The 20,322-nt window shown below is 43.3% G+C and carries 15 protein-coding genes; 3 read left to right on the plus strand and 12 right to left on the minus strand.

Annotated elements, in window-relative coordinates; translation table 11 throughout:
* Nucleotide 1 precedes the first annotated feature (1 nt).
* The 5 genes from BFP75_RS07990 to BFP75_RS08010 form a co-directional block, all read right to left on the minus strand.
* On the minus strand, nucleotides 2–547 hold the full coding sequence (locus BFP75_RS07990) for a type 1 glutamine amidotransferase domain-containing protein (protein ID WP_099544722.1): 546 nt from the start codon (nucleotides 545–547) through the stop codon (nucleotides 2–4).
* 110 nt (nucleotides 548–657) lie between these two features.
* Entirely contained in the window at nucleotides 658–1,152 is a 495-nt protein-coding gene (locus BFP75_RS07995) for a very short patch repair endonuclease (RefSeq protein WP_099544723.1), read from the minus strand.
* A gap of 65 nt (nucleotides 1,153–1,217) precedes the next feature.
* The gene (locus BFP75_RS08000) at nucleotides 1,218–1,964 is read right to left on the minus strand and encodes a succinate dehydrogenase/fumarate reductase iron-sulfur subunit (protein WP_099544724.1); all 747 of its coding nucleotides are present in this window, start codon (nucleotides 1,962–1,964) and stop codon (nucleotides 1,218–1,220) included.
* Nucleotides 1,965–1,973: 9 nt separating this feature from the next.
* Entirely contained in the window at nucleotides 1,974–3,971 is a 1,998-nt protein-coding gene (locus BFP75_RS08005; RefSeq protein ID WP_099544725.1) for a fumarate reductase/succinate dehydrogenase flavoprotein subunit, read from the minus strand.
* A 12-nt stretch (nucleotides 3,972–3,983) separates the two neighbouring features.
* Nucleotides 3,984–4,661, minus strand: a complete 678-nt coding sequence (locus BFP75_RS08010; protein WP_099544726.1) for a succinate dehydrogenase cytochrome b subunit — start codon at nucleotides 4,659–4,661, stop codon at nucleotides 3,984–3,986.
* A gap of 496 nt (nucleotides 4,662–5,157) precedes the next feature.
* Here BFP75_RS08010 and BFP75_RS22545 point away from each other — a divergent pair, with 496 nt between their 5' ends.
* Both BFP75_RS22545 and BFP75_RS22550 read left to right on the plus strand, forming a co-directional pair.
* Nucleotides 5,158–5,616, plus strand: a complete 459-nt coding sequence (locus BFP75_RS22545; RefSeq protein WP_165776562.1) for a PQQ-dependent sugar dehydrogenase — start codon at nucleotides 5,158–5,160, stop codon at nucleotides 5,614–5,616.
* Nucleotides 5,565–8,942 (plus strand): Ig-like domain-containing protein, encoded by a 3,378-nt coding sequence (locus tag BFP75_RS22550; RefSeq protein ID WP_099544728.1) that lies wholly within the window; start codon nucleotides 5,565–5,567, stop codon nucleotides 8,940–8,942. Before BFP75_RS22545 ends, BFP75_RS22550 begins: the two co-directional genes overlap by 52 nt.
* A gap of 56 nt (nucleotides 8,943–8,998) precedes the next feature.
* On the opposite strand, the gene BFP75_RS08025 is transcribed toward BFP75_RS22550, so the two are convergent.
* The 3 genes from BFP75_RS08025 to BFP75_RS08035 all read right to left on the minus strand — a co-directional run bounded on the left by BFP75_RS08025 (nucleotide 8,999) and on the right by BFP75_RS08035 (nucleotide 12,826).
* On the minus strand, nucleotides 8,999–9,427 hold the full coding sequence (locus BFP75_RS08025) for a hypothetical protein (protein WP_099544729.1): 429 nt from the start codon (nucleotides 9,425–9,427) through the stop codon (nucleotides 8,999–9,001).
* 67 nt (nucleotides 9,428–9,494) lie between these two features.
* Entirely contained in the window at nucleotides 9,495–9,923 is a 429-nt protein-coding gene (locus BFP75_RS08030; protein ID WP_099544730.1) for a DUF2721 domain-containing protein, read from the minus strand.
* A gap of 17 nt (nucleotides 9,924–9,940) precedes the next feature.
* On the minus strand, nucleotides 9,941–12,826 hold the full coding sequence (locus tag BFP75_RS08035) for a sialidase family protein (protein WP_099544731.1): 2,886 nt from the start codon (nucleotides 12,824–12,826) through the stop codon (nucleotides 9,941–9,943).
* A gap of 230 nt (nucleotides 12,827–13,056) precedes the next feature.
* On the opposite strand from BFP75_RS08035, the gene BFP75_RS08040 reads away from it, so the two are divergent.
* The gene (locus tag BFP75_RS08040; protein ID WP_099544732.1) at nucleotides 13,057–13,635 is read left to right on the plus strand and encodes a peptidylprolyl isomerase; all 579 of its coding nucleotides are present in this window, start codon (nucleotides 13,057–13,059) and stop codon (nucleotides 13,633–13,635) included.
* On the opposite strand, the gene BFP75_RS08045 is transcribed toward BFP75_RS08040, so the two are convergent.
* From BFP75_RS08045 to BFP75_RS08060, 4 genes are all read right to left on the minus strand, one after another.
* Nucleotides 13,632–15,326 (minus strand): M28 family peptidase, encoded by a 1,695-nt coding sequence (locus tag BFP75_RS08045; protein ID WP_240531734.1) that lies wholly within the window; start codon nucleotides 15,324–15,326, stop codon nucleotides 13,632–13,634. The two genes, BFP75_RS08040 and BFP75_RS08045, sit on opposite strands and share 4 nt — an antisense overlap.
* Before the next feature lie 47 nt (nucleotides 15,327–15,373).
* Complete coding sequence (locus BFP75_RS08050) at nucleotides 15,374–16,933, minus strand: sulfatase family protein (RefSeq protein ID WP_099544736.1); 1,560 nt, start codon at nucleotides 16,931–16,933, stop codon at nucleotides 15,374–15,376.
* Nucleotides 16,934–17,031: 98 nt separating this feature from the next.
* A complete protein-coding gene (locus tag BFP75_RS08055) occupies nucleotides 17,032–18,483 on the minus strand; it encodes a M20/M25/M40 family metallo-hydrolase (protein ID WP_099544734.1) in 1,452 nt (483 codons plus the stop codon).
* The gene (locus tag BFP75_RS08060) at nucleotides 18,480–20,156 is read right to left on the minus strand and encodes a WD40/YVTN/BNR-like repeat-containing protein (RefSeq protein WP_240531735.1); all 1,677 of its coding nucleotides are present in this window, start codon (nucleotides 20,154–20,156) and stop codon (nucleotides 18,480–18,482) included. The genes BFP75_RS08055 and BFP75_RS08060 overlap by 4 nt, the downstream gene beginning before the upstream one ends.
* Between the last annotated feature and the right edge of the window lie 166 nt (nucleotides 20,157–20,322).

The following is a 20,322-nucleotide window of genomic DNA, read 5'->3' on the forward strand; positions in this document are numbered from 1 at the left end:
ATTAAGCATGTTGCTCCTTATGTTTCCCTTCCTTGATTTCCTCAATTAACTTGGAGTTAAAGGCTGGTAGGTCGTTAGGATTTCTACTGGTCACAAAACCATCATCTACAACAACTTCCTTGTCTTCCCATTTGGCCCCAGCATTGATAAGGTCATCTTTGATGGAGCTAAAGGATGTAAGGGTTCTTCCTTTTACCACATCGGCACTTATTAAAATCTGTGGGGCATGGCAAATAGCTGCCACCGGCTTTTTCATGCTAAAGAAATCCCTAACAAAAACCAGTGCATCTTCGTTCCTTCTCAAAGTATCTGGGTTGATTACACCACCAGGTAACATTAAGGCATTATAATCTTCCGCTTTTACATCCGAAAGATTTTTATCCACATCATAGCTATTGGACCAATTACCATGGGACCAACTTTTTATTTTACCGTTTTCAGGGCTTATGATATCTACTTGAAAGCCTTCATTTTCCATGGCTTCCTTTGGGGATTTTAATTCACTTTCTTCAAATCCATGTGTTGCTAAAATTGCAATCCTCTTCATTATATTCTAATTTTTAGGTTAAACTTTTTTTCACTCTTAATATAGGGGAAGTAAACCTAAACATGCGTTAAGACCTTATTAAATAAGGGTTTTTAAAGGTTAAGCTTATCTTAATGCAACTTGTTGTTATCCTGATTTTCCATCTTGTCCAAATGTTTCAGAACCAACTGAAGGCATTTTTCCAGTTCCTTTTTTACTTCGGTTTCCCAGAATCTGAAAATAGAATATCCCAAACGCTCTAGCTCTCTGTTAACTTCTTCATCGCGCTGCATGTTCCGTTCAATTTTGGCAATCCAAAACGCACGGTTGGTCTTAATTTTGGGTTTCCGTTCTTTCCAGTTTTTGCCGTGCCAGTATTCTCCATCGATAAAGATGACCGTTTTGTATTTGTTGAGGGCGATATCAGGCTTTCCTATCAATTTTTTATAATCAACCCGATATCTATATCCTGCGGCATACAAAGCCTTTCTAAAAGCCATTTCAGGTATGGTGTTCTTGCCACGTATTTTGCTCATGATCTTTGACCGTTGAGGCGTAGTATAGAAACCAGATTCCTCATTAAATCTTGGGACTTTAATACGTTCTTCTGAATATTTTTTGGGCATCCCTTAAAAGTAAAAAATCCCATTTCATTCGAAATGGGATTTAAATAAATTTTATGATGTGGTAACTAGTCCTTGATATTGGCAAAAAGGTATTCCCTGTTCATGCGCGCAATATTCTCCAAGGAAATTCCTTTTGGACATTCTACCTCGCATGCACCCGTATTGGTGCAGTTTCCAAAGCCTTCCAGGTCCATTTGTGCGACCATATTCTTTACACGATCAACGGCTTCCACCCTACCTTGCGGTAAGAGGGCGTATTGGGAAACCTTGGCACCTACGAATAACATGGCCGAAGAATTTTTGCAACTGGCCACACAGGCACCACACCCTATACATGTGGCGGCACTAAAGGCATCGTCCGCATCGTGTTTGTTTATAGGAATCGCGTTGGCGTCTATCGTATTTCCAGAGGTATTAACCGATATAAATCCGCCAGCGTTCTGAATACGGTCAAAGGCACTTCTATCAACGATCAAATCCTTTATTACAGGAAATGCGGTGGCCCTAAACGGTTCTATATAAATGGTATCCCCATCCTTAAACTTACGCATATGCAATTGACATGTTGTAACACCTCTATCAGGTCCGTGAGCCTCGCCGTTAATGTACAAGGAACATGACCCACAAATGCCTTCCCTACAATCATGGTCAAAAGCTACGGGTTCCTCTCCCTTTAGGATAAGCCCACTGTTTAACACATCCAGCATTTCCAAAAAGGACATATCAGGAGAGACGTCGTTGATTTTGTAATCAACCATTTTCCCTTTATCATTAGCGTTTTTTTGACGCCAAATTTTCAATGTTAAATTCATAGCTTTCCTTTATTTATAACTTCTTTCCTTAACTTCAATATTCTCGTAAACCAATTCCTCCTTATGTAAAACGGCATCTTTTGGTTCCCCTTTATACTCCCAAGCAGAAACATACTGGAATTCCTTCCTTCTTTTGGCTTCGCCTTCGGGGGTTTGATATTCCTCCCTAAAGTGACCACCCGCAGATTCCTCACGTTGTAGGGCGTCTTTTGCGAACAATTCGCCCAATTCCAAGAAATCAGCAACACGACCGGCCTTGGCCAATTCCTCATTGTATTCATCTGCAGATCCAGGAATCATTACATCTTTCCAGAATTCAGCTCTCAATTCCGCGATTTCATCAATGGCCGATTTTAAATCTTCCGCATTTCTAGACATCCCACATTTGTTCCACATAATCTTACCAAGACGTTTGTGGAAATAATCAACAGGGTGCTTCCCCTTGTTGTTGATCAAATGGTCGATATTGTCACGTACGGATTTCTCCGCTTCGTCAAATTCCTTGGTATCTGTTGGGATAGGTCCTGTACGGATATCATCGGCCAAATAATCGCCAATGGTATAGGGCAGTACAAAGTAGCCATCTGCCAACCCTTGCATGAGGGCGGATGCACCCAATCTATTGGCGCCGTGATCTGAGAAATTCGCCTCCCCAATTGCATAGCAACCAGGGATGGTGGTCATCAGATTGTAATCCACCCAAACACCTCCCATGGTGTAATGCACGGCAGGATAAATCATCATAGGGGTCTCGTACGGATTTTCATCTACGATTTTTTCGTACATCTGGAACAAGTTTCCATACTTGGTCCTGACCACTTCCTGACCCAATTTTTTCACTAGGACATCATCGTTTACGTCCAATCCTTTTACCAAAGCCTGTTCCCTACCATAACGCATGAATGCATCGGCAAAATCCAAGTATACGGCTTCTCCCGTGGCATTTACTCCATATCCGGCGTCACAGCGCTCTTTGGCGGCTCTTGACGCCACATCCCTGGGAACCAAGTTTCCAAAAGCAGGATAACGGCGCTCTAGATAGTAGTCACGGTCTTCCTCAGCGATTTTTGTTGGTTTTAGTTTGCCAGCGCGTATAGCTTCGGCATCTTCCATATTCTTGGGCACCCAGATTCTACCGTCATTTCGTAAGGATTCTGACATCAAAGTGAGTTTGGATTGATGGTCTCCCGAAACAGGAATACAGGTAGGATGTATCTGCGTATAGCAGGGATTCGCAAAAAATGCTCCCCGTTTATGTGCTTTCCATGCAGCGGTTACGTTACTTCCCATGGCATTGGTGGACAAATAGAATACATTCCCATAGCCACCGGTTCCCAAAACCACGGCATGGGCAGAATGCCTTTCAATCTTACCGGAAACCAAATCACGGGCAATAATACCTCTTGCTTTGCCATCGACGATAACTACGTCCAACATTTCATGCCGATTGTACATTTTGATCTTACCACGTCCTATTTGTCGGTTCATGGCAGAATAAGCACCTAAAAGCAATTGTTGTCCTGTTTGACCTGCAGCGTAAAAAGTACGCGATACCAAAACGCCTCCAAAGGAACGGTTATCCAACAATCCGCCGTACTCCCTTGCAAATGGGACCCCTTGTGCTACACATTGGTCAATAATATTGGTAGATACCTCTGCCAAACGGTATACGTTTGCTTCACGGGAACGGTAGTCCCCACCTTTTACGGTATCATAAAATAGTCTATACGTGGAATCTCCATCACCCTGATAATTTTTGGCAGCGTTTATCCCGCCCTGTGCCGCAATGGAATGCGCCCTACGTGGCGAATCTTGAAAGCAAAAAGCCTTTACGTTATATCCTAATTCCGCCAAGGTAGCGGCGGCCGATCCTCCGGCCAACCCTGTACCTACTACGATAACGTCTATATTACGTTTGTTCGCAGGATTAACAAGATTGATCTTATTTTTATGGTTGGTCCATTTATCGGCCAGCGGGCCTTCCGGTATTTTTGAATCTAATGCCATAGTAGCTATTTTTTAATGGTTGAAATGATGGTAAAGTGCAATGAAAATAAATCCTACGGGAAGACCTATAGCGTACACCTGAGCCAAACCTTTCATACTTTTCTTGTAAATATTGTTCGCACCAACGGATTGAAATGCCGAACTAAATCCGTGAAGCAAATGCAGACTGAGCAAAACAAAGGCCAACACATAGGCTCCAACACGCAAAGGGTTCTCAAACTTATGAACCAACTCCTCATAATATCTAAAGCCTTCACCGTCTGTCAAAAGACCGGACATGTCTCCTTGGATGTATTTCACATTTAGTTCCGGAATCCAGAAATCTATGAAGTGCAAGACCAGAAATGCCAAAACCACCGCACCGGTCAATAACATGTTCCTGCTCATCCAAGAAGAATTCGCATTACCATTGTTTTTGACATAGCTTTTTTGGCGCGCCTTGTTATTTTTAATTTCCAATACGAACCCCATCACAAAATGAAAGACCACCCCAAAAATGAGAATGGGCTGGAGTACAAATTGTACCGCCCAAAAGGTGCCCATAAAATGGGAAGCTTCGTTAAAGGCATCCGGACTAAAGACCGATAAAATATTGATGGCAAAGTGCTGTAGTAGAAAAACCATTAGGAAAAGGGCCGAAAGAGCCATCGCATATTTTCTACCAATTGAAGATTTAAAAAATCCGCTCATTAGTTGCTAATTTAATTTGCACAAATTTACTGCACAGGGTAGTTATTAACAAGTTTTCAAGAACCTAAGTGTGCTTATTTAGACCCATTTTAAGAATGTTTTATAGACTGTTTAATTACATGCATAAAAACAGGGCTAAACGAACATACTTGCTTAAACAGTTTCTGGCATTTAGTAACGCTGTATTTCCGTATGTCGTATAAAAGACCAATTGGAAATTTTGATTTTGTCGTAGCAAAGTCTTTTAGCGATACATACCTAAGCATTTTTGTTAAAAAGGTTGATAATCAGAACTATGGGTAAATCCCACTTGCAACTGTAGGAAATGTTGACAAGAAGTTGGTTTGGGCTAAAATACCATCGGTTAATCGAAAAGTATGGCTTTGTTACAACCGTATTTCCTTATTTGCCACGTTAATCGAGACCGACCAATCTATGAAAATATCTTTTACGTTCTAACCAGAGAAAATACACGTTAATTGCCACACTGGCCTTTTTGTTGCTAAGTGCCACTCCCTTTTTCATTGGCTCGGGGCTTGATGCCCCAGAACCTTTGGGCCGTTATCTGAACTTTAATTTTCCAGCCGCAGTACCCAATTCAAATGGATTGCCATACGCGCCCGTTTATACGAATCTCACGTTTGATTCCCCATTGACCTTCAATGAATTGCCAACATCGGCTAAAATTGTAGTCGGACAAAGGGATGGGAAGATCTATTGGTTTGACAAGGATCCGGAAGTGTCCCAAAAGAACATGTTATTGGATTTGAGCAATAAAGTAGGCGTCGTTTGGGATGGAGGTTTTCTAGGATTTACTTTTCATCCCCAATTTGGTACTGCAGGAAATAATTACTTCTATACCTATTACACACAAAAGATCGTAACGGAAATAATTATCCTAATATGTATACCACCCAAAGTTGTAACAGCGAGGAATATTGGGGTAATTTTTTAATTCTTTCCAGATACACCATGAACCCGTCCACCATGACCGTCAACGAAAACTCTGAAGAGGTAATGTTAAAACTTAGGATGTATGGCACGACCCATAGAGGTGGAGGACTTCTTTTTGGGGATGATGGTTATTTGTACTTGACCACTGGGGATCAGACCGCGTTTAAAAAGTCACAGGATATTGTAAATAACTTGGATGGTGGCGTGCTCCGCTTGGATGTGGATAAAAATCCTGCCCGCAGCCATGCACCCATTAAGACCATGCCCCAAGACCACGGGTTTTCCGATGAGATTACCGGGGTGGGTTATTGGATACCCAATGACAATCCCTTTTTAAGTCCCAATGGAGGCCGCTTTGAGGAATACTATTCCATGGGGCACCGTAATCCCCATAGGATGACAAAAGACAAGGTTACCGGCAATTTGTACATTGGCGAGATTGGCGGAGGCCGCCATGAGGAAATCAATGTGGTCAAAAAAGGAAGAAACTATGGCTGGCCCTTGTATGAAGGTCTTTTCCGGAGTACTTTTTGTGTATCGGGACTTTACGAGAACATGCCCCATGAAGAACCTCTTGTGGCCTTTCCGCGATCCCAGGCCAATGCCGTAATCGGAGGATTTGTGTACAGGGGAGAGGAAATTCCGGAACTCAGTGGAAAATATATCTGTGCCGATTACGGTGTTGGCGAGGAAATCTGGGCCGTGGATACCTCGAATGGTTCTTACGAACAGTTGGGGAATTTCAGTTCCACAAACATAATTTCATTTGGAGAGGACAAACAAGGGGAACTCTATATTCTCAAGCAAGGGGTGTCCACGTTATTTAAACTAATGACCAAAAAATCCTTCGAAGAAACCCTGCCACAGACCTTAAGCGAAACAGGGGCATTTAGTGACCTATCCACTTTAACGCCGTCACAAGGAATTTTTCCCTATGAATTGATCGAATCATTTTGGTCCGATGGTGCCCTTAAGAAAAGATGGTTGGGAATCCCAAACGATGGTACCCACAATACGCAAGAGGAGCAGATCAATTATTCCGAAAACGGAAATTGGGATTTTCCAATTGGATTAGTGCTGATAAAGCATTTTGAAATGCCTTTGGATGAAAATAACCCTACGGTGACCAAACGTCTGGAGACACGTTTTTCAGTCAAGGCGACCAACGGCCAGTTTTATTATGTTACCTATAAATGGAACGATGCCCAGACCGATGCGGTTCTATTGACATCCGGTTTGGATGAAACCTTGAATATTACCAGGGCCGATGGCACGACCGAGGCCCAAGTTTGGAGTTATCCCAGTAGAAGTGATTGCGTGACCTGTCATAATCCTAGCACAGGAGGTACCATTGGTACGCGCACTAGATATCTGAACAAGGATTTAAGGTATCCCAGAACAGGAAGAACGGCCAATCAATTGGTCACCTTGAGCCATTTGGGCATTTTGGACCAAACAATTACGGATGCAAATACAAACTCCCTGTTAAAATATAAAGCTTTGACCGATGTAAACGCGTCCTTAGATGAAAAGGCTCGTTCTTATTTAGACCTCAATTGTGCCTATTGCCACCAGGCCGGTTCCGATGTTAGGGCAGATTTTGATATGAGAATGGTACTGAACCTGGAACAAACAGGTCTTTTGGATGCAGGAATTTTTAATTCCTTGGGTATCCCCGATGAAGCCATTTTGCAACAAGGTTCTCCGGAGAAATCCATTGTGTACCTGCGAGCCAATAGTCTACAGGAAGGAATAGCCATGCCTCCCATTGCCAAGAACAAAATTGATGCGAATGGCATTGCACTTTTGGAAGCTTGGATACGCCAATTGGGTTCGAATACTGGACCCAATGAGGTGAATTTGGCCTTGAATAAGCCAGCGGTACAATCTAGCCTCGATTTTGGAGGGGATGCTTCAAAGGCCATTGATGGAAATAGAAGCGGACTGTATACAAATGGCTCAGTAACGCATACGGCCACTTCCAACAATCCATGGTGGCGTGTAGACCTAGGAGCAGAATATACTATCAGCAAAATCAATATGTACAATCGAACAGATTGCTGTTACGATCGACTGAATGGTGCCAAACTCTTGGTTGGAAACACCCAGAGCAACAATCCCGCCGACTATACCGAAGTGGGAACAGCCAATGCTACCCCCTCACAATTCTTTACCAATGTAAACACTAGTGGTAAATACCTAATGGTATATTTACCAGGGAATAATAAAATTCTTTCCCTGGCAGAGGTAGAAGTCTTTGGAGAGGTAACAATTAACATTCCAGTTTACAATGTGCTGACATCACCTAATGTTGTAAACCTTCAGGTTGGCGAAACCTTTCAATTGAATGCCATTACGGAGCCCTCCAACGCGACGGACCAATCCGTAAGCTGGATAACCAATGATGCTACCATTGCCGCGATTGACGCAGCTACAGGTTTGGTAACGGCCGTAGGACCCGGAGAAATTGATGTAACCGTGACCACCAATGATGGCGGGTACAAGGCCAGTTCCTTGATTAAGGTAGCCGGCACTCCGCAAAACCCAATTTCCGTTTATAACGTATTGACATCACCCAGTCAAGTCAGCCTACAGGTTGGGGAGACCTTTCAGTTGAATGCGATTACGGAACCGGCCAATGCAACGGACCAAACCGTTAGTTGGATTTCCAACGACCCTGGTATTGCGTCCATTGATGCCACAACAGGTCTGGTAACCGCCAATGGGGCGGGTGAGATCGATGTTACCGTTACTACGAACGATGGTGGGTATAAGGCCAGTGCCTTGATCAAGGTTATTGGGGGTCCCGCTCCAAACGTTTCTGTATACAATGTGCTAGTATCACCAAAGGTACTGACCTTAAACGTTGGGGAAACATTTTTGTTGAATGCCATCATTGAACCGGATAATGCAACGAACAAGAATGTACGTTGGTTTTCGAATGACCCATCCATTGTTTCTGTTGACCCCAATACCGGATTGGTGACTGCAAATTCCATTGGAGAAATGGATGTGTCCGTCGTAACAGAGGACGGTGGCTATCACGCCACAATGCTTGTAAAGGTAATAGCTCCGAATACAAGTTCCTTAAAGCTATATCCCATGCCCGCAACGGACACCTTCAATATTGACCTATCAGGGTATATGGGAAAAGCCGTGGTAGTTACCCTATATGGTCCCGGCAACCAAATGTTAAAAACGGTACGTTATCCAGAAAATCATCCCGCTGTAAATCAGTTTTCGGTATCTGAATTTCCTTCTGGGGTGTATTATCTACTATTTGATTCTGCAGATGGATATGAAGGTAAGACCTTGATTATCAATTAAAATATAAAACAGCCAAAAAAGGTCTTTATAAACTAAAGGCCTTTTTTATTGGTTATTTAGGTCTGGGTTTGCTTATCCTCCTTAATTCGTTCGAGACTCCAGGCAATAGCAGCTTCCAAATCATTGAATTGCCTCAGCGATTCCTTAAAGAACATTTTTTCCAAAACAATACTGGCAAAGCTGCCCTGTGTGGAACCTACTACGCTATAATAGGACAATTTATGTCTGTTGTTATAAAATTTCAACCACTCCGTAGGAACCACGGTATAACTATTGATACGGTTTGATATGTAGGCGATGGGCTTTTCATTGCCAAAGATTTCCTTGGCCGCAGCTATTGCCCTTTTGGCCATGTTCCAATCAAAAACCACACCTTCCTTCATTTCAGATATGACCAGGCCATCAAAATAATAAAAGACCCCAAACTCAAATTCCCTTACCTCGCGTATTTTTTTAAAGTATGGAATATCCTTTACGCGTTTCATACGGTGATACTGTTGGCTAACTCCTTATAAATATAGGAGTTATTTATCTTTTTCGGGTAAAATACCGTTAAAAACTCTGGTCAATATGGTATACAGAGTAGTCTGCCCAGTTTTCCATATTCTTGAGTTGAATTTCCAAGGCTTTCGTAGAAAGTTGAACCTCGATAAAGGACAGAATCAACGAAATCATTAGGGCCAGCAAGCTAACGCCAAAAACAAGATTGGCCCAAAACGATAACTGGACATAAATCAAGGACATGGTAATCACGGCCAGTAAAAAGCTGAAAATGGCCGTTGCCTGCATATTTTTTATGATCGTCAAACGTTTTCGCAATTTTTGAACTTGTAACCCAACGGATTTTGAGGCGGTTTCCTCAAATTTTTGATGAAGCTGCCTTATTAGTGCGGCGATGGCCAAGTATCTAGCGTTGTAGGCCAACATTGTCAGGGAAATGGCCGGAAACAGCAATGCGGGAATTCCTAGGGTTAGTTCCATTTTGTACGCACTATTTTTTATTCAATTTTAAAGGTACTTTTTTCTGTTATTCCATTGCCTGATATTTCTACCCCATACCTTCCTTTTGGTAAATAGGTTTTACCGTCTTTAGCCTCTTCCAGCTTGGTTTTATGTTTTTGTAGATAATTGTTTTTTCCGTCTTTGGAAAAGGCCACATCAAAAGAGAGGATATTAATTCCTTTGTCCGCCCTTGTTTCGGTTTGGCTCACAACAATCCCATCTTCAGAAAGTACCTTGGCCTTAATCATACCAGGTGTTGAAGCATAGAAAACAATATCAAGTCCGGGTGTATTGGGTTTTTGCCATTCGCTTCGTGCATTGCCCCATCGGTTTGAATATTCTATGTTTGCTAGGGGAAATACGTGTATTTTTTGATTCAGAATATCCGGGGTCATGGACTGCAACGGTGCGATACCCGCTTTATAGATTCCCCTTCCATGCGTGGCCACAACCAATTCTTTTGCTTCGGGCTGTATTACAAGGTCATGTACGGCTACATTGGGCATGCCGTTTTGAAAAGCTTCCCAAGTCTTTCCTTGGTTCAATGAGGCATACAAGCCATTATCCGTACCTACAAAAAGTAAATTTTCATTTGAGTTATCCTCAATAATCACATTAACCGGTGCGTCTGGTATGTTGGCAGCAATGGATTGCCAAGACTTCCCATAATCCTCGCTCTTAAACACATAGCTGGTAAAGTCGTCGTAGCGGTAACCGCTGAGAGCGGCGTATACCCGTTCCTTTTTATGCTGGGATGCCACTACTTGAGCTACCCAAAGGGGTTCGCCATTATTTGTACTGATGGTACCGGAAATTGATGTAAGGTTAATGTTCTGTCCGATATCCTCCCAAGTACTACCTCCATTTTTGGATACCTGTATATGTCCATCATCCGTACCTGCATAAAGTAGCCCAAATTGAAAGGGCGATTCTGAAAGTGTCGTAATGGTTCCATAGGGGACATTTCCTGCTTTTCCACCGGATGTCAGGTCTGGGGAAATGGGTTCCCAAGTATCGCCTTGATCCATGGATCGCATAAATTTGTTGGTGCCAAAATACAGGATGTCCTGATTATGTGATGATAGTAGAATTGGGGACTCCCAATTAAACCGATAGGGCGATTCCCCTAAACTGTGGGCGGGCCTAATGAAAGTACGTGTGTCTTTCCCAAGGTCCAATCTGGAATAATACCCAAATTGTGAGCCCGTATATACGATTTGTGGGTTTCTACGGTCTATTTGTATCTGCATTCCGTCCCCACCAGCTATTCCCTTCCATGGGTTATGACCCGTTTGTTGCCATTCAAAGTCGGTCACGGCATTGTTGGGGCCCATCCAAACGCCATTGTCCTGAAGACCTCCATATACGTTGTAAGGTTCTTGATGATCGATGTTTACCGCAAAAAAGGTTCCCACGGATTCGGAATTTTGCTTTGTCCAGTTTGCCCCATCATCATAGGAAATATTTAAACCGCCATCATTTCCGTTGATGAGGTGTCCCGGCCGCTTTGGGTTCACCCAAAGGGAATGATGGTCCACATGAACATTTTCCTTTTGGATAGAGGTATAGGTTTTCCCCGCATCATCGGATTTGATAATGGGAACGCCTAGAAGATATATTTTATCCTTATTGTTGGCGTCCACGCGTACTTGGGCAAATACATAACCATAACTGTAAAACAGATTATCAATGTAATCTTCGTTCTGTTTTGTCCAAGTTTGACCTCCGTCATCGCTGCGATATACCTCGGCCCCTATGACCGGCGTTTCCGGTTCATTTGAATCCCCTTCTCCAAGGTATCGGGCCACATCAGAAGGTTGAATTTCTTTTTTTATGACCATTTCCTTCATGGTTTCGGCCGTATATTTTTTGGGGAAACGGTTCTTTTTTAAAAAGGAATCCAATTCGGTATTTTTCAGTCCCTGAAATTCGGATACGGTTATACTCGTAAAGTCCTTTCTTGTAAGGCCAGAGGGTTGATCTTCTTCTTTTGTGGGTTTTGGACGCCTAAACTGATTGTCATGCACGGCATATACCGTTTGATCATCGAAAACGGCAAACCCTATCCGTCCAACGCCATCCCCCGTTGGAAACCCGCTTCCCGAACCAGCTATCTTTTTCCAGGAACTACCGCCGTCCGTACTTTTATAGATGCCCGATGCATTTCCGCTACCTATAAAATCCCAAGCCTTTCTATCCTTTTCCCAAGCGGCCGCATACTGTATGGAGAAATTGTTGGGCGCATGGGCCACATCAATGATTCCCGTAGTATTGTTTATGTAAAGGGTCTTTTGCCACGTTCTCCCGCCATCGGTCGTTTTGTACATGCCCCGTTCTTCATTGGGGGAATAGAGATGGCCCGTAACCCCTACCACTACTTCGTTTGGATTGTTGGGATGTACGAGAATGCGCCCAAAGTGATGCGCATCGGCAAGACCCATGTTTTCCCATGTTTTTCCATTATCGGTCGTCTTTAGTATGCCAATACCAGCATAGGATGAACGAGAGGAAATATTCTCTCCCGTACCCACCCAAATAGTCCTGGAAGGCCAGTGGATACCAATATCCCCTACATTGATGCTTGGCGCATTATCCATAATTGGGGTGAAGGTGGTGCCATTGTTTCTGGTATACCACACACCACCCGATGCATAACCCACGTAAAATTCGGTGGGGTCATCTGGATTGACTTCTAAATCAGCCACCCTTCCACTCATGACCGTAGGTCCGATGTTTTTTAGGGGAATATGCTTAAAAATCGATTGTTCCTGTAGTGTTGCCTTGGCGGACAGATCAAGGTCCACTTCCTCGGGTTTAGTGGGTTGTACCTGTGAAAAACCTAGGCTTATAGAAAACAAGGTGATAACGAAAAAAAGTCTCATAGTAAAATGATCAGAAATTACAATTTGGAAGGTAGCAATAAGTTTAGGGCGCGGCAAAAAAATCTCTTGACAAAAGGCATTGTAATGTAGGTCCCGAAAACTAAAATGGCGGGGCAATAGTTGATCTCCCTCTTTTTTGTAGTTTTAGGACCGAAATAGGCACAATGAAACATCCTTGATGCATTATTTTGGATGTTCCATGTAACTTATGAAAATCATATTTATAACACATGAAAAATAGTATCCTGGTTTTTGTCTTTAGTCTTGTTCTTTCTGCCTGCTCATCCCTAAAAAAGTACGATGTAGGCCAAATTGTAACCCCCCAAGGTGAAATTTTGGTATGGCTCCATGACGAGACGCCCATTCACAAAAAGAGCTTTATTCAATTGGCGAACGCGGGGTACTGGGACAGTCTTACCTTCAATAGGGTCATTCCCAATTTTGTGGCACAGGCAGGTTGCCCGGATACACCGGAAGGCTTCAATGATCCCGAATATCTGTTAGCTCCGGAATTCAATGAGAAATTGACACATACCTACGGAGCCTTTGGTGCCGGGAGGGATGGAAATCCAGAAAAATTATCGGCGCGTTGCCAGTTCTATATTGTGCAGAACAAGCAGGGCGAACATCGTTTGGATGATAACTATACGGTGTATGGCAAGGTAATCAAGGGCATGCAGGTGGTAGATGCCATAGTCAATGTGCCCACGGACAGTTTGGACGAACCGTTAACACCTATTACCATGGATGTTAATATTTTGAAGATGAGCGCCAAAGACCTTAAGAAGTTTGCCCTTGATTTGGATTAACGTGCGTCAAGTTCTGCCAAGTAGTTTTGGGTTTTTTCTTTCACTTTTTGTTGGGCTACTTTAATCCTATGTTGCAATTCCTTCGAGGGTAGGGGTTCCAAATCTGTTATAGATTGTAAAGCTTTTAAGTACCAATCCTCCCAAGCGGCAAGTATTGGTTTTTCATCCGCGGGATGTGTACTTTTTATGCTCAGCTCAAATTCCGATTCCAAACGTTCCAGGGCCGCTTTTTCAACAATATAGAGCACCTCATTCGCCGTTTTGGTATTGGCATTGACCAGATAAAGTCCGCTGGCCAAAGCGGCCATTCCCACATTTTTTAAAGTCTCTTGGGAGACTTTGTCAATTCTGTCATTATCGGTATGATAGAACTGATCCGTAAAGTGCCATAAAAGTAGTCCGGGGATATCTGCTTTTAAAAAGGGCGTATGGTCGCTTCCTCCCTCAAAAGGATTTGTATTCACCTCCCAATTCGCATAGTTCCCCTGTTCTTTAAAATTATGGATGATAAAATCGTTGAGGTAATGGGGTTTCATATCCTCCAAGGAAAGTGCGTCTCCTCCCCATTCCGTATGTTTATCTTGGCCACGGGTCCAAACGGCACTGGGATCTGGCATTTTTTCTATTAAAAAGGAACCACCCGTGATGTCTGTATTCTCACCCACCATATCCAGGCTGATGCCCCATTTTATGCCTCTGGCCCTATCTTTATCCTCTTGTATGTACCTATGGGTCGAAGAGATTTCATCGCCCCATAAAAAGGTCAAGGTTCGGTCCGCATCTACTTTGTTTTTCTGGACCAAACCAGCAACTACCGTTGCCATTTCCAATTGTGTACCGACTCCACTAGCATTATCATTGGCCCCGGGTTCTTGAATATGGGCGCTGAACACCAATCTTTCCAAAGGGTTTTGGGAGCCTTTTATGTTGGCGATTACCGTAAGCTCATCGGCGTTGTAGATTTTTGTTTGGATATTCACGGTCACCTTTGTTCTTCCTTTTTTTAAGGCTTTCTTAAGTCTTTCCTTGGCTTCGAAGGATAGGGCAACACCCCAAAATTTGGTATCGTTTTGTGATGGCAGGCTTCTAAATTGAATGGAAGTGACATTTTTTTCGGGTTGCAGATAATCCGGATTATCATAGGATAGGACACCCAAAACACCGTTTTCCAAAAGTTGTTTGTAAATACTTCTGATACCCGACTCCATAAAGACGACTTTATCTTTTAAGTCCATCGACGAGAGGTCATCATCCGGTTTTATATGAATGACCTCCGTCGTAATACCTCCCATAGGCGTGGAAACAGAGTTGAGGTAGGTCATATTCCTGTTTTTGGAAGAAACTAAAAGCGGCGTGCTTTCCCCAACGATATCCAACCGTGCCGAAACAGGCTCCCAGGTGGGCTTATCCATGGGTCTGGATTCAATGCGATAGGTGAGTCGGTCCGTAGACTGGGCTTCGGATTCCAAAACGTACCCCACCTTTTTCAGTTCGGTAGCAATCCAATCAACACTTTTGTTAAATCCTGTATTTCCGGGAACCCGCCAGTATTGGGCTACAAACTCGGTCGTATTATAGGCCAAAGCGCCATCAAATGCCGGACGGACAATTTTAAAATAATGATTATTTCCATTATCGAAGGTTTGGGAATGCCCCAAGAAAAAGTAAAATAGAAAAAGAATAAATAGCAAGAAGTTTGATACTTTTTGACGGCTCATATTGTTATTCAGAATCAATTTTATTCTAACCGAAGTAATTCATTATGGGTTTGTTTGTTGTCAATGATAGCGTGGTATTCCTGTATCATTTCCTCTATTTTTTCAGGATTGCTATGGGTCAAATTTTTTTGCTGACCAATATCTTCCTTAAGATTATATAATTGGTAGACGCTGTCATTTCCCAATTCAATATCTACCAAATCGTTCCTAGCGGCCCCGTTATAGGGCGGAATCAATATCCAGTCCCCTTTTCGAAACGCCGTTCTGGATGTCGCCTCAATGACCAATTCTTCTCGCCCCTCTTTACTTTTTCCCAATAACACGTCCAGCAAGTTTTTACTGTCCTGCGTAGTAGCATCACTATGTACGAGGGAAGCTAGGGAAGAAAATAAATCTAATTGGGAGACCATCGCATTGGAGACCCCAGGTTCTATGGTACCGTTCCAATAGGTTATGAAAGGGACTCTGGTACCGGCTTCGAACAGACTGTATTTACCTCCTCTCAGCATCCCTGCAGGTTTATGGTCTCCCAATTTTTCTACGGAATCGTCATAATAGCCGTCGTTCACAACAGGACCGTTATCACTGGAAAAAATTATCAACGTATTTTCCAATACCCCCTCTTCCTTTAGGGTTTCCATGAATTCACCAATGACCCAATCCGCCTCCACGATGACATCCCCTCTGGGGCCCATACCCGATTTTCCAACGAACCTTGGATGTGGCGTTCTGGGAACATGTGGCTGTTGTAGGGCATAGTACAGAAAAAAAGGTCGGTCTTTATTTTGTTTGACATATGCCTGGGCATCGGTTAGAAAATAATCGGCCATATCCTCATCGACCCATTTTGCTGCTTCCCCGCCCTTCATAAAACCGATTCTTGGAATTCGATTGACTATGCTGTTATTATGCCCGTGGTGCCATTTCATTTTAAGCATTTCCGGATTCTCCAAACCGGTGGGCTCGCCCTCAAAATTCTTTTCATAACTGACTTCAATGGGGTCGTTGGGGTCTAGATTTACAACGTCACCGTTTTTAATATAGACCGTGGGAACCCTGTCCTGAGTAGCCGCAAGTATATTGCTATAATCAAAACCGACTTCATTGGGACCCGGACTGATACGTTGGTTCCAATCGATTTCTCCTGTTCCCAGGCCAAGATGCCATTTCCCGATGATACCCGTAGTATACCCTTTTGATTTGAGCATTTTTGGAAGGGTGTTTTGCGCTGTATCGATAATCAACGAGGCAGAACCCGGAAGAATTTTGGCATTTTTGTTCCTCCAAGGATAAACCCCCGTTAAAAGGGCATACCTGCTAGGGGTACAGGTAGCCGAAGACGCGTATCCTTGTGTAAATCGAATCCCTCCAGTGGCCAATGCGTCCATATTTGGGGTTTTCAATTCCGTGGCCCCATAGGCACCGAGCTCACCATAGCCCAAATCATCCATATAAATAATAACGATGTTGGGTTTTGGATCATCAACATTCGTCATTTCACTGGTTGTGGCAGCATTGTCTTTGCAGGAGAAAAGGCTTATTGCCAAAATTGAAACAATAAGAAGTAGTCGATTTTTCATTCTTAAGTAATTTGCATTTTGTTCTCCTTTTTCATGCATGCCATATGTTCTAATGAATTGAATTTGAAATTGAAAATTGAACTTGGGCTTAATCTATGTTACTCCTCCCATTTCCAATCCCCTCCAATAATCAGTTTTTCCTTCAGGTCGTTTTTGATCATAAACTCCTTGGTGGTTTCACTGTCCATTTTGGTAGCAGGTAAGGTCTCGGCATCGGCTAGGCCATATAGCATCATGGTTCCAAAACGGGAGGTATTGGTCATATGTTCCTCGTTCACCAAATTAAAATCGTCGCAATCCGAATGATAGCAACCATAAATAGAACGGTCCAAGTTGCTGTGGACGGATAAAACAGGTACCCCCTCCAACATAAAAGGCTGGTGGTCGCTATGCAATCCGGAGCGGTTGGAAAACTCGTTTTTATAGATACTGTCCTGTTGTTGAATAGCAGCTCCTAAATCGGTAAAAAAGGCTTCGTTGTCCAATTTTCCACCGGCGTTCATCCCTATGGGGTTGCCGGACATATCCAAATTCATCATGTATTTAATTTGGTCCATAGTGCCCTCTTTCAATGCTTCGGCTACCATATGTCTTGAACCTAACAAACCCTGTTCCTCACCCATGAACATCACGAATTTTACGGTTCTCTTCGGTTGAAGATTATTTGCCTTAAAGGCCCTTGCAATATCCAATACGGCGAAGGATCCTATGCCGTTGTCTATGGCTCCTGTGGCCAAATCCCAAGAATCCAAATGGCCGCCTATGATGATAATTTCTTCCGGAATTTCATTTCCTGGCAATGTGGCTATCACGTTCCTTGCCTTGATCATGTCGCTATTATTGGTCATTTCAATGGTGGCGGAGGAGGTTCCTTCTTTCAACATTTCTTTTAAGGCCATACCGTCTTCCTTACCGATACAAACCGCAGGAATGGGTATCAATTCCCCGGTTACAGAGGCGGTTCCCGTCAATAGCACCCCATTATCTACCTGATTAATAATGATGATTCCCTTGGCGCCGTATTTGATGGCCAAGGCCGTTTTTTCACTTCGGTGCAGATTGCTCAAGCCCTCCGGACTTCCTTCCAAAATACTAATATAGACCAGGGCGATTTTGTCTTTTACGGCATCGGGGTTTGCCGCATAATCCGCTTCTAGGCCGTTGCCCATATCCACAATTTCCCCGGTTACGTTTGCTTTCACAGGGGAATGCCCCAGAGTTACCGCCTTTACGAGTTCATCGTTAATGGATACGGATACCGTTTCACGGGACCACGCCTCTACCTCAAAGGTTTGGTATTCTACCTCCTCAAAACCGTATTCCTTAAACTTGTTAAAGGTATATTCCTCTGCCTTGGCCCCATTTTCAGAACCTGTTAGGCGGTGACCGATGGTTTCACTAGCTTCCTTAAGGGTGCTGTACCCCTTGGCATTTTGCTGTATTTCCGTGTCGATTCTAGCAAATAGTTCCGCTTGGGATTCTTCTTTTTTGGATTCACCGCAGGACATGGCCAAAACTGTTGTTAAGGCAATAAAGAGTTGTTTTTTCATCTGTTTGTTCGTTGAATTATGTTATGACTTTTTTTTTTGGCAGGTTGTATTTGTAGTTCGCTTTTCTTCAATTGGCTGTTCAATTGTTTTACCTCAACATCGATGAACTTTTTAAACTTTGTATCCACATCCTTGAGACGTTTATTGAAGATGGCATATACGTCCCTTTGCTGGTCCGTAGGTTTAAAATCGGCACCAAAACCGCCAATATCACTGGCCAAGGCACTCAATCTGCCATAAAGCTTCATAGGTGACCTAAAGGCATCTTCCCGGGCCCCGGTCAGATGGATGTCATATAGGCTCCCTGCAATGTTGGTGGCCCAGATACGTAATTCGTCTGCTTTTTTTCGATCTGCCTCCTTGCGCAATTTTGGGATGATGATGTTCAGTTCTTCCCTAATGGTTTCAATATCATTGATCATGGTTACGGCTAGGTTCATGGCATCCCGAAGTTCCAAGGAAAAGCTTACCTGTTCTTGAATATCCTCTAAACTTCCTTCCGTACTGGGGTCTTTCAAGACTTCCACTTCCCTAATAAATTCCTTATTGCCGATGATCAATTTTACTTTGTAGGTATCAGGCACCACTTTGGGTCCATATTGTCCTCGCATAAGATCCAGGTCCCACGTGACCAAAGGTCTCCATCCTTCACCATTTAGCTGGACCCAGGGCCTTCCGGGAGGGGTCGTCTGGAGTTTGGGCTTAAAGGTAGGTTCGTACCTGAGATCCCACATGACCCTATGGATGCCCGGTCCATTTTTGCCTTTCAAAGTTCGGACCACTTCATCCTCCGGAGTCAAAATTTGCAGTTCGATTTTTTGATCTGTACTATCTTTTAAATAGTAATTGATATCAGCTCCGTACGCAGGATTTCGGCCAGAGTTTAGACTGGGACCGTCCGTTTTGATGCTTTGTACGTCTTGGAAACGAAATGTTGGCCTAAGACTAAATAGATGTGCATCCGTACCCTTGGCGTCCACATCGTACTCGCGTAAAGGGGAAATATTGTCCAGGATGTAATAGCCCCTTCCGTAAGTGCCCACCACAAGGTCATCAAACCTTTCTTGGATTTCCAGCCAATAGACCGGGGCAGGGGGTAGGTTGTTGCGCAGGCGCCTCCAATGTTCACCATCATCATGGCTAATAAAAAGTCCGTTATCTACTCCCAAGTAGAGCATTCCTTCCCTTTTGGGGTCTTCTTTTATTACGTGGGCGAAGCTATGAACGGATTTGGGCACGGTACTGCTTATCAGTTTCCAGGTTTGCCCATAATCCTCTGTTTTGTAGACATACGGGTCAAAGTTGCCCATTTGGTGCAGGTCCACCGTAATATAGGCTTTGCCTTTTCTATATCGGGATGCTTCTATGTTGGCTATGGTGCCCCATTTGGGAAGGTCAGGAATATTGGAGGTTACATTGGTCCAGGTTTTTCCGCCATCTTTGGTAAGCTGGACTTGCCCGTCATTGCTGCCCGTCCAAATAAGGCCCGGTTCCAATGTTGACTCCACGATACTGAACAAAACCGAACCGTCAAAGGTCATAAGGTTGTCAACAGCGATACCTCCTGAATTTTGTTGATGGGTCTTATCGTTCAAGGTCAAGTCCGGACTGATTACCTGCCAACTTTGTCCGCCGTCGTCACTTTGATGTACATATTGTTCGTTAAGGTACATTGTTTACAAAAGTTATAGATACATACTTTACACTAAATTAGTCTCTAACCTTACTGATTGTTCCTTAGTTCTTAATTCATTTTCGTTAAAGTAGCCTAAAAATACGTTTCTATAAAATACTCTCCATATTCCGTTTCCCATTTCTAAGGCACCTATGTATTTTCCT

It is taken from the genome of Maribacter sp. 4G9 (assembly GCF_002742265.1).
Classification (GTDB): Bacteria; Bacteroidota; Bacteroidia; order Flavobacteriales; family Flavobacteriaceae; genus Maribacter.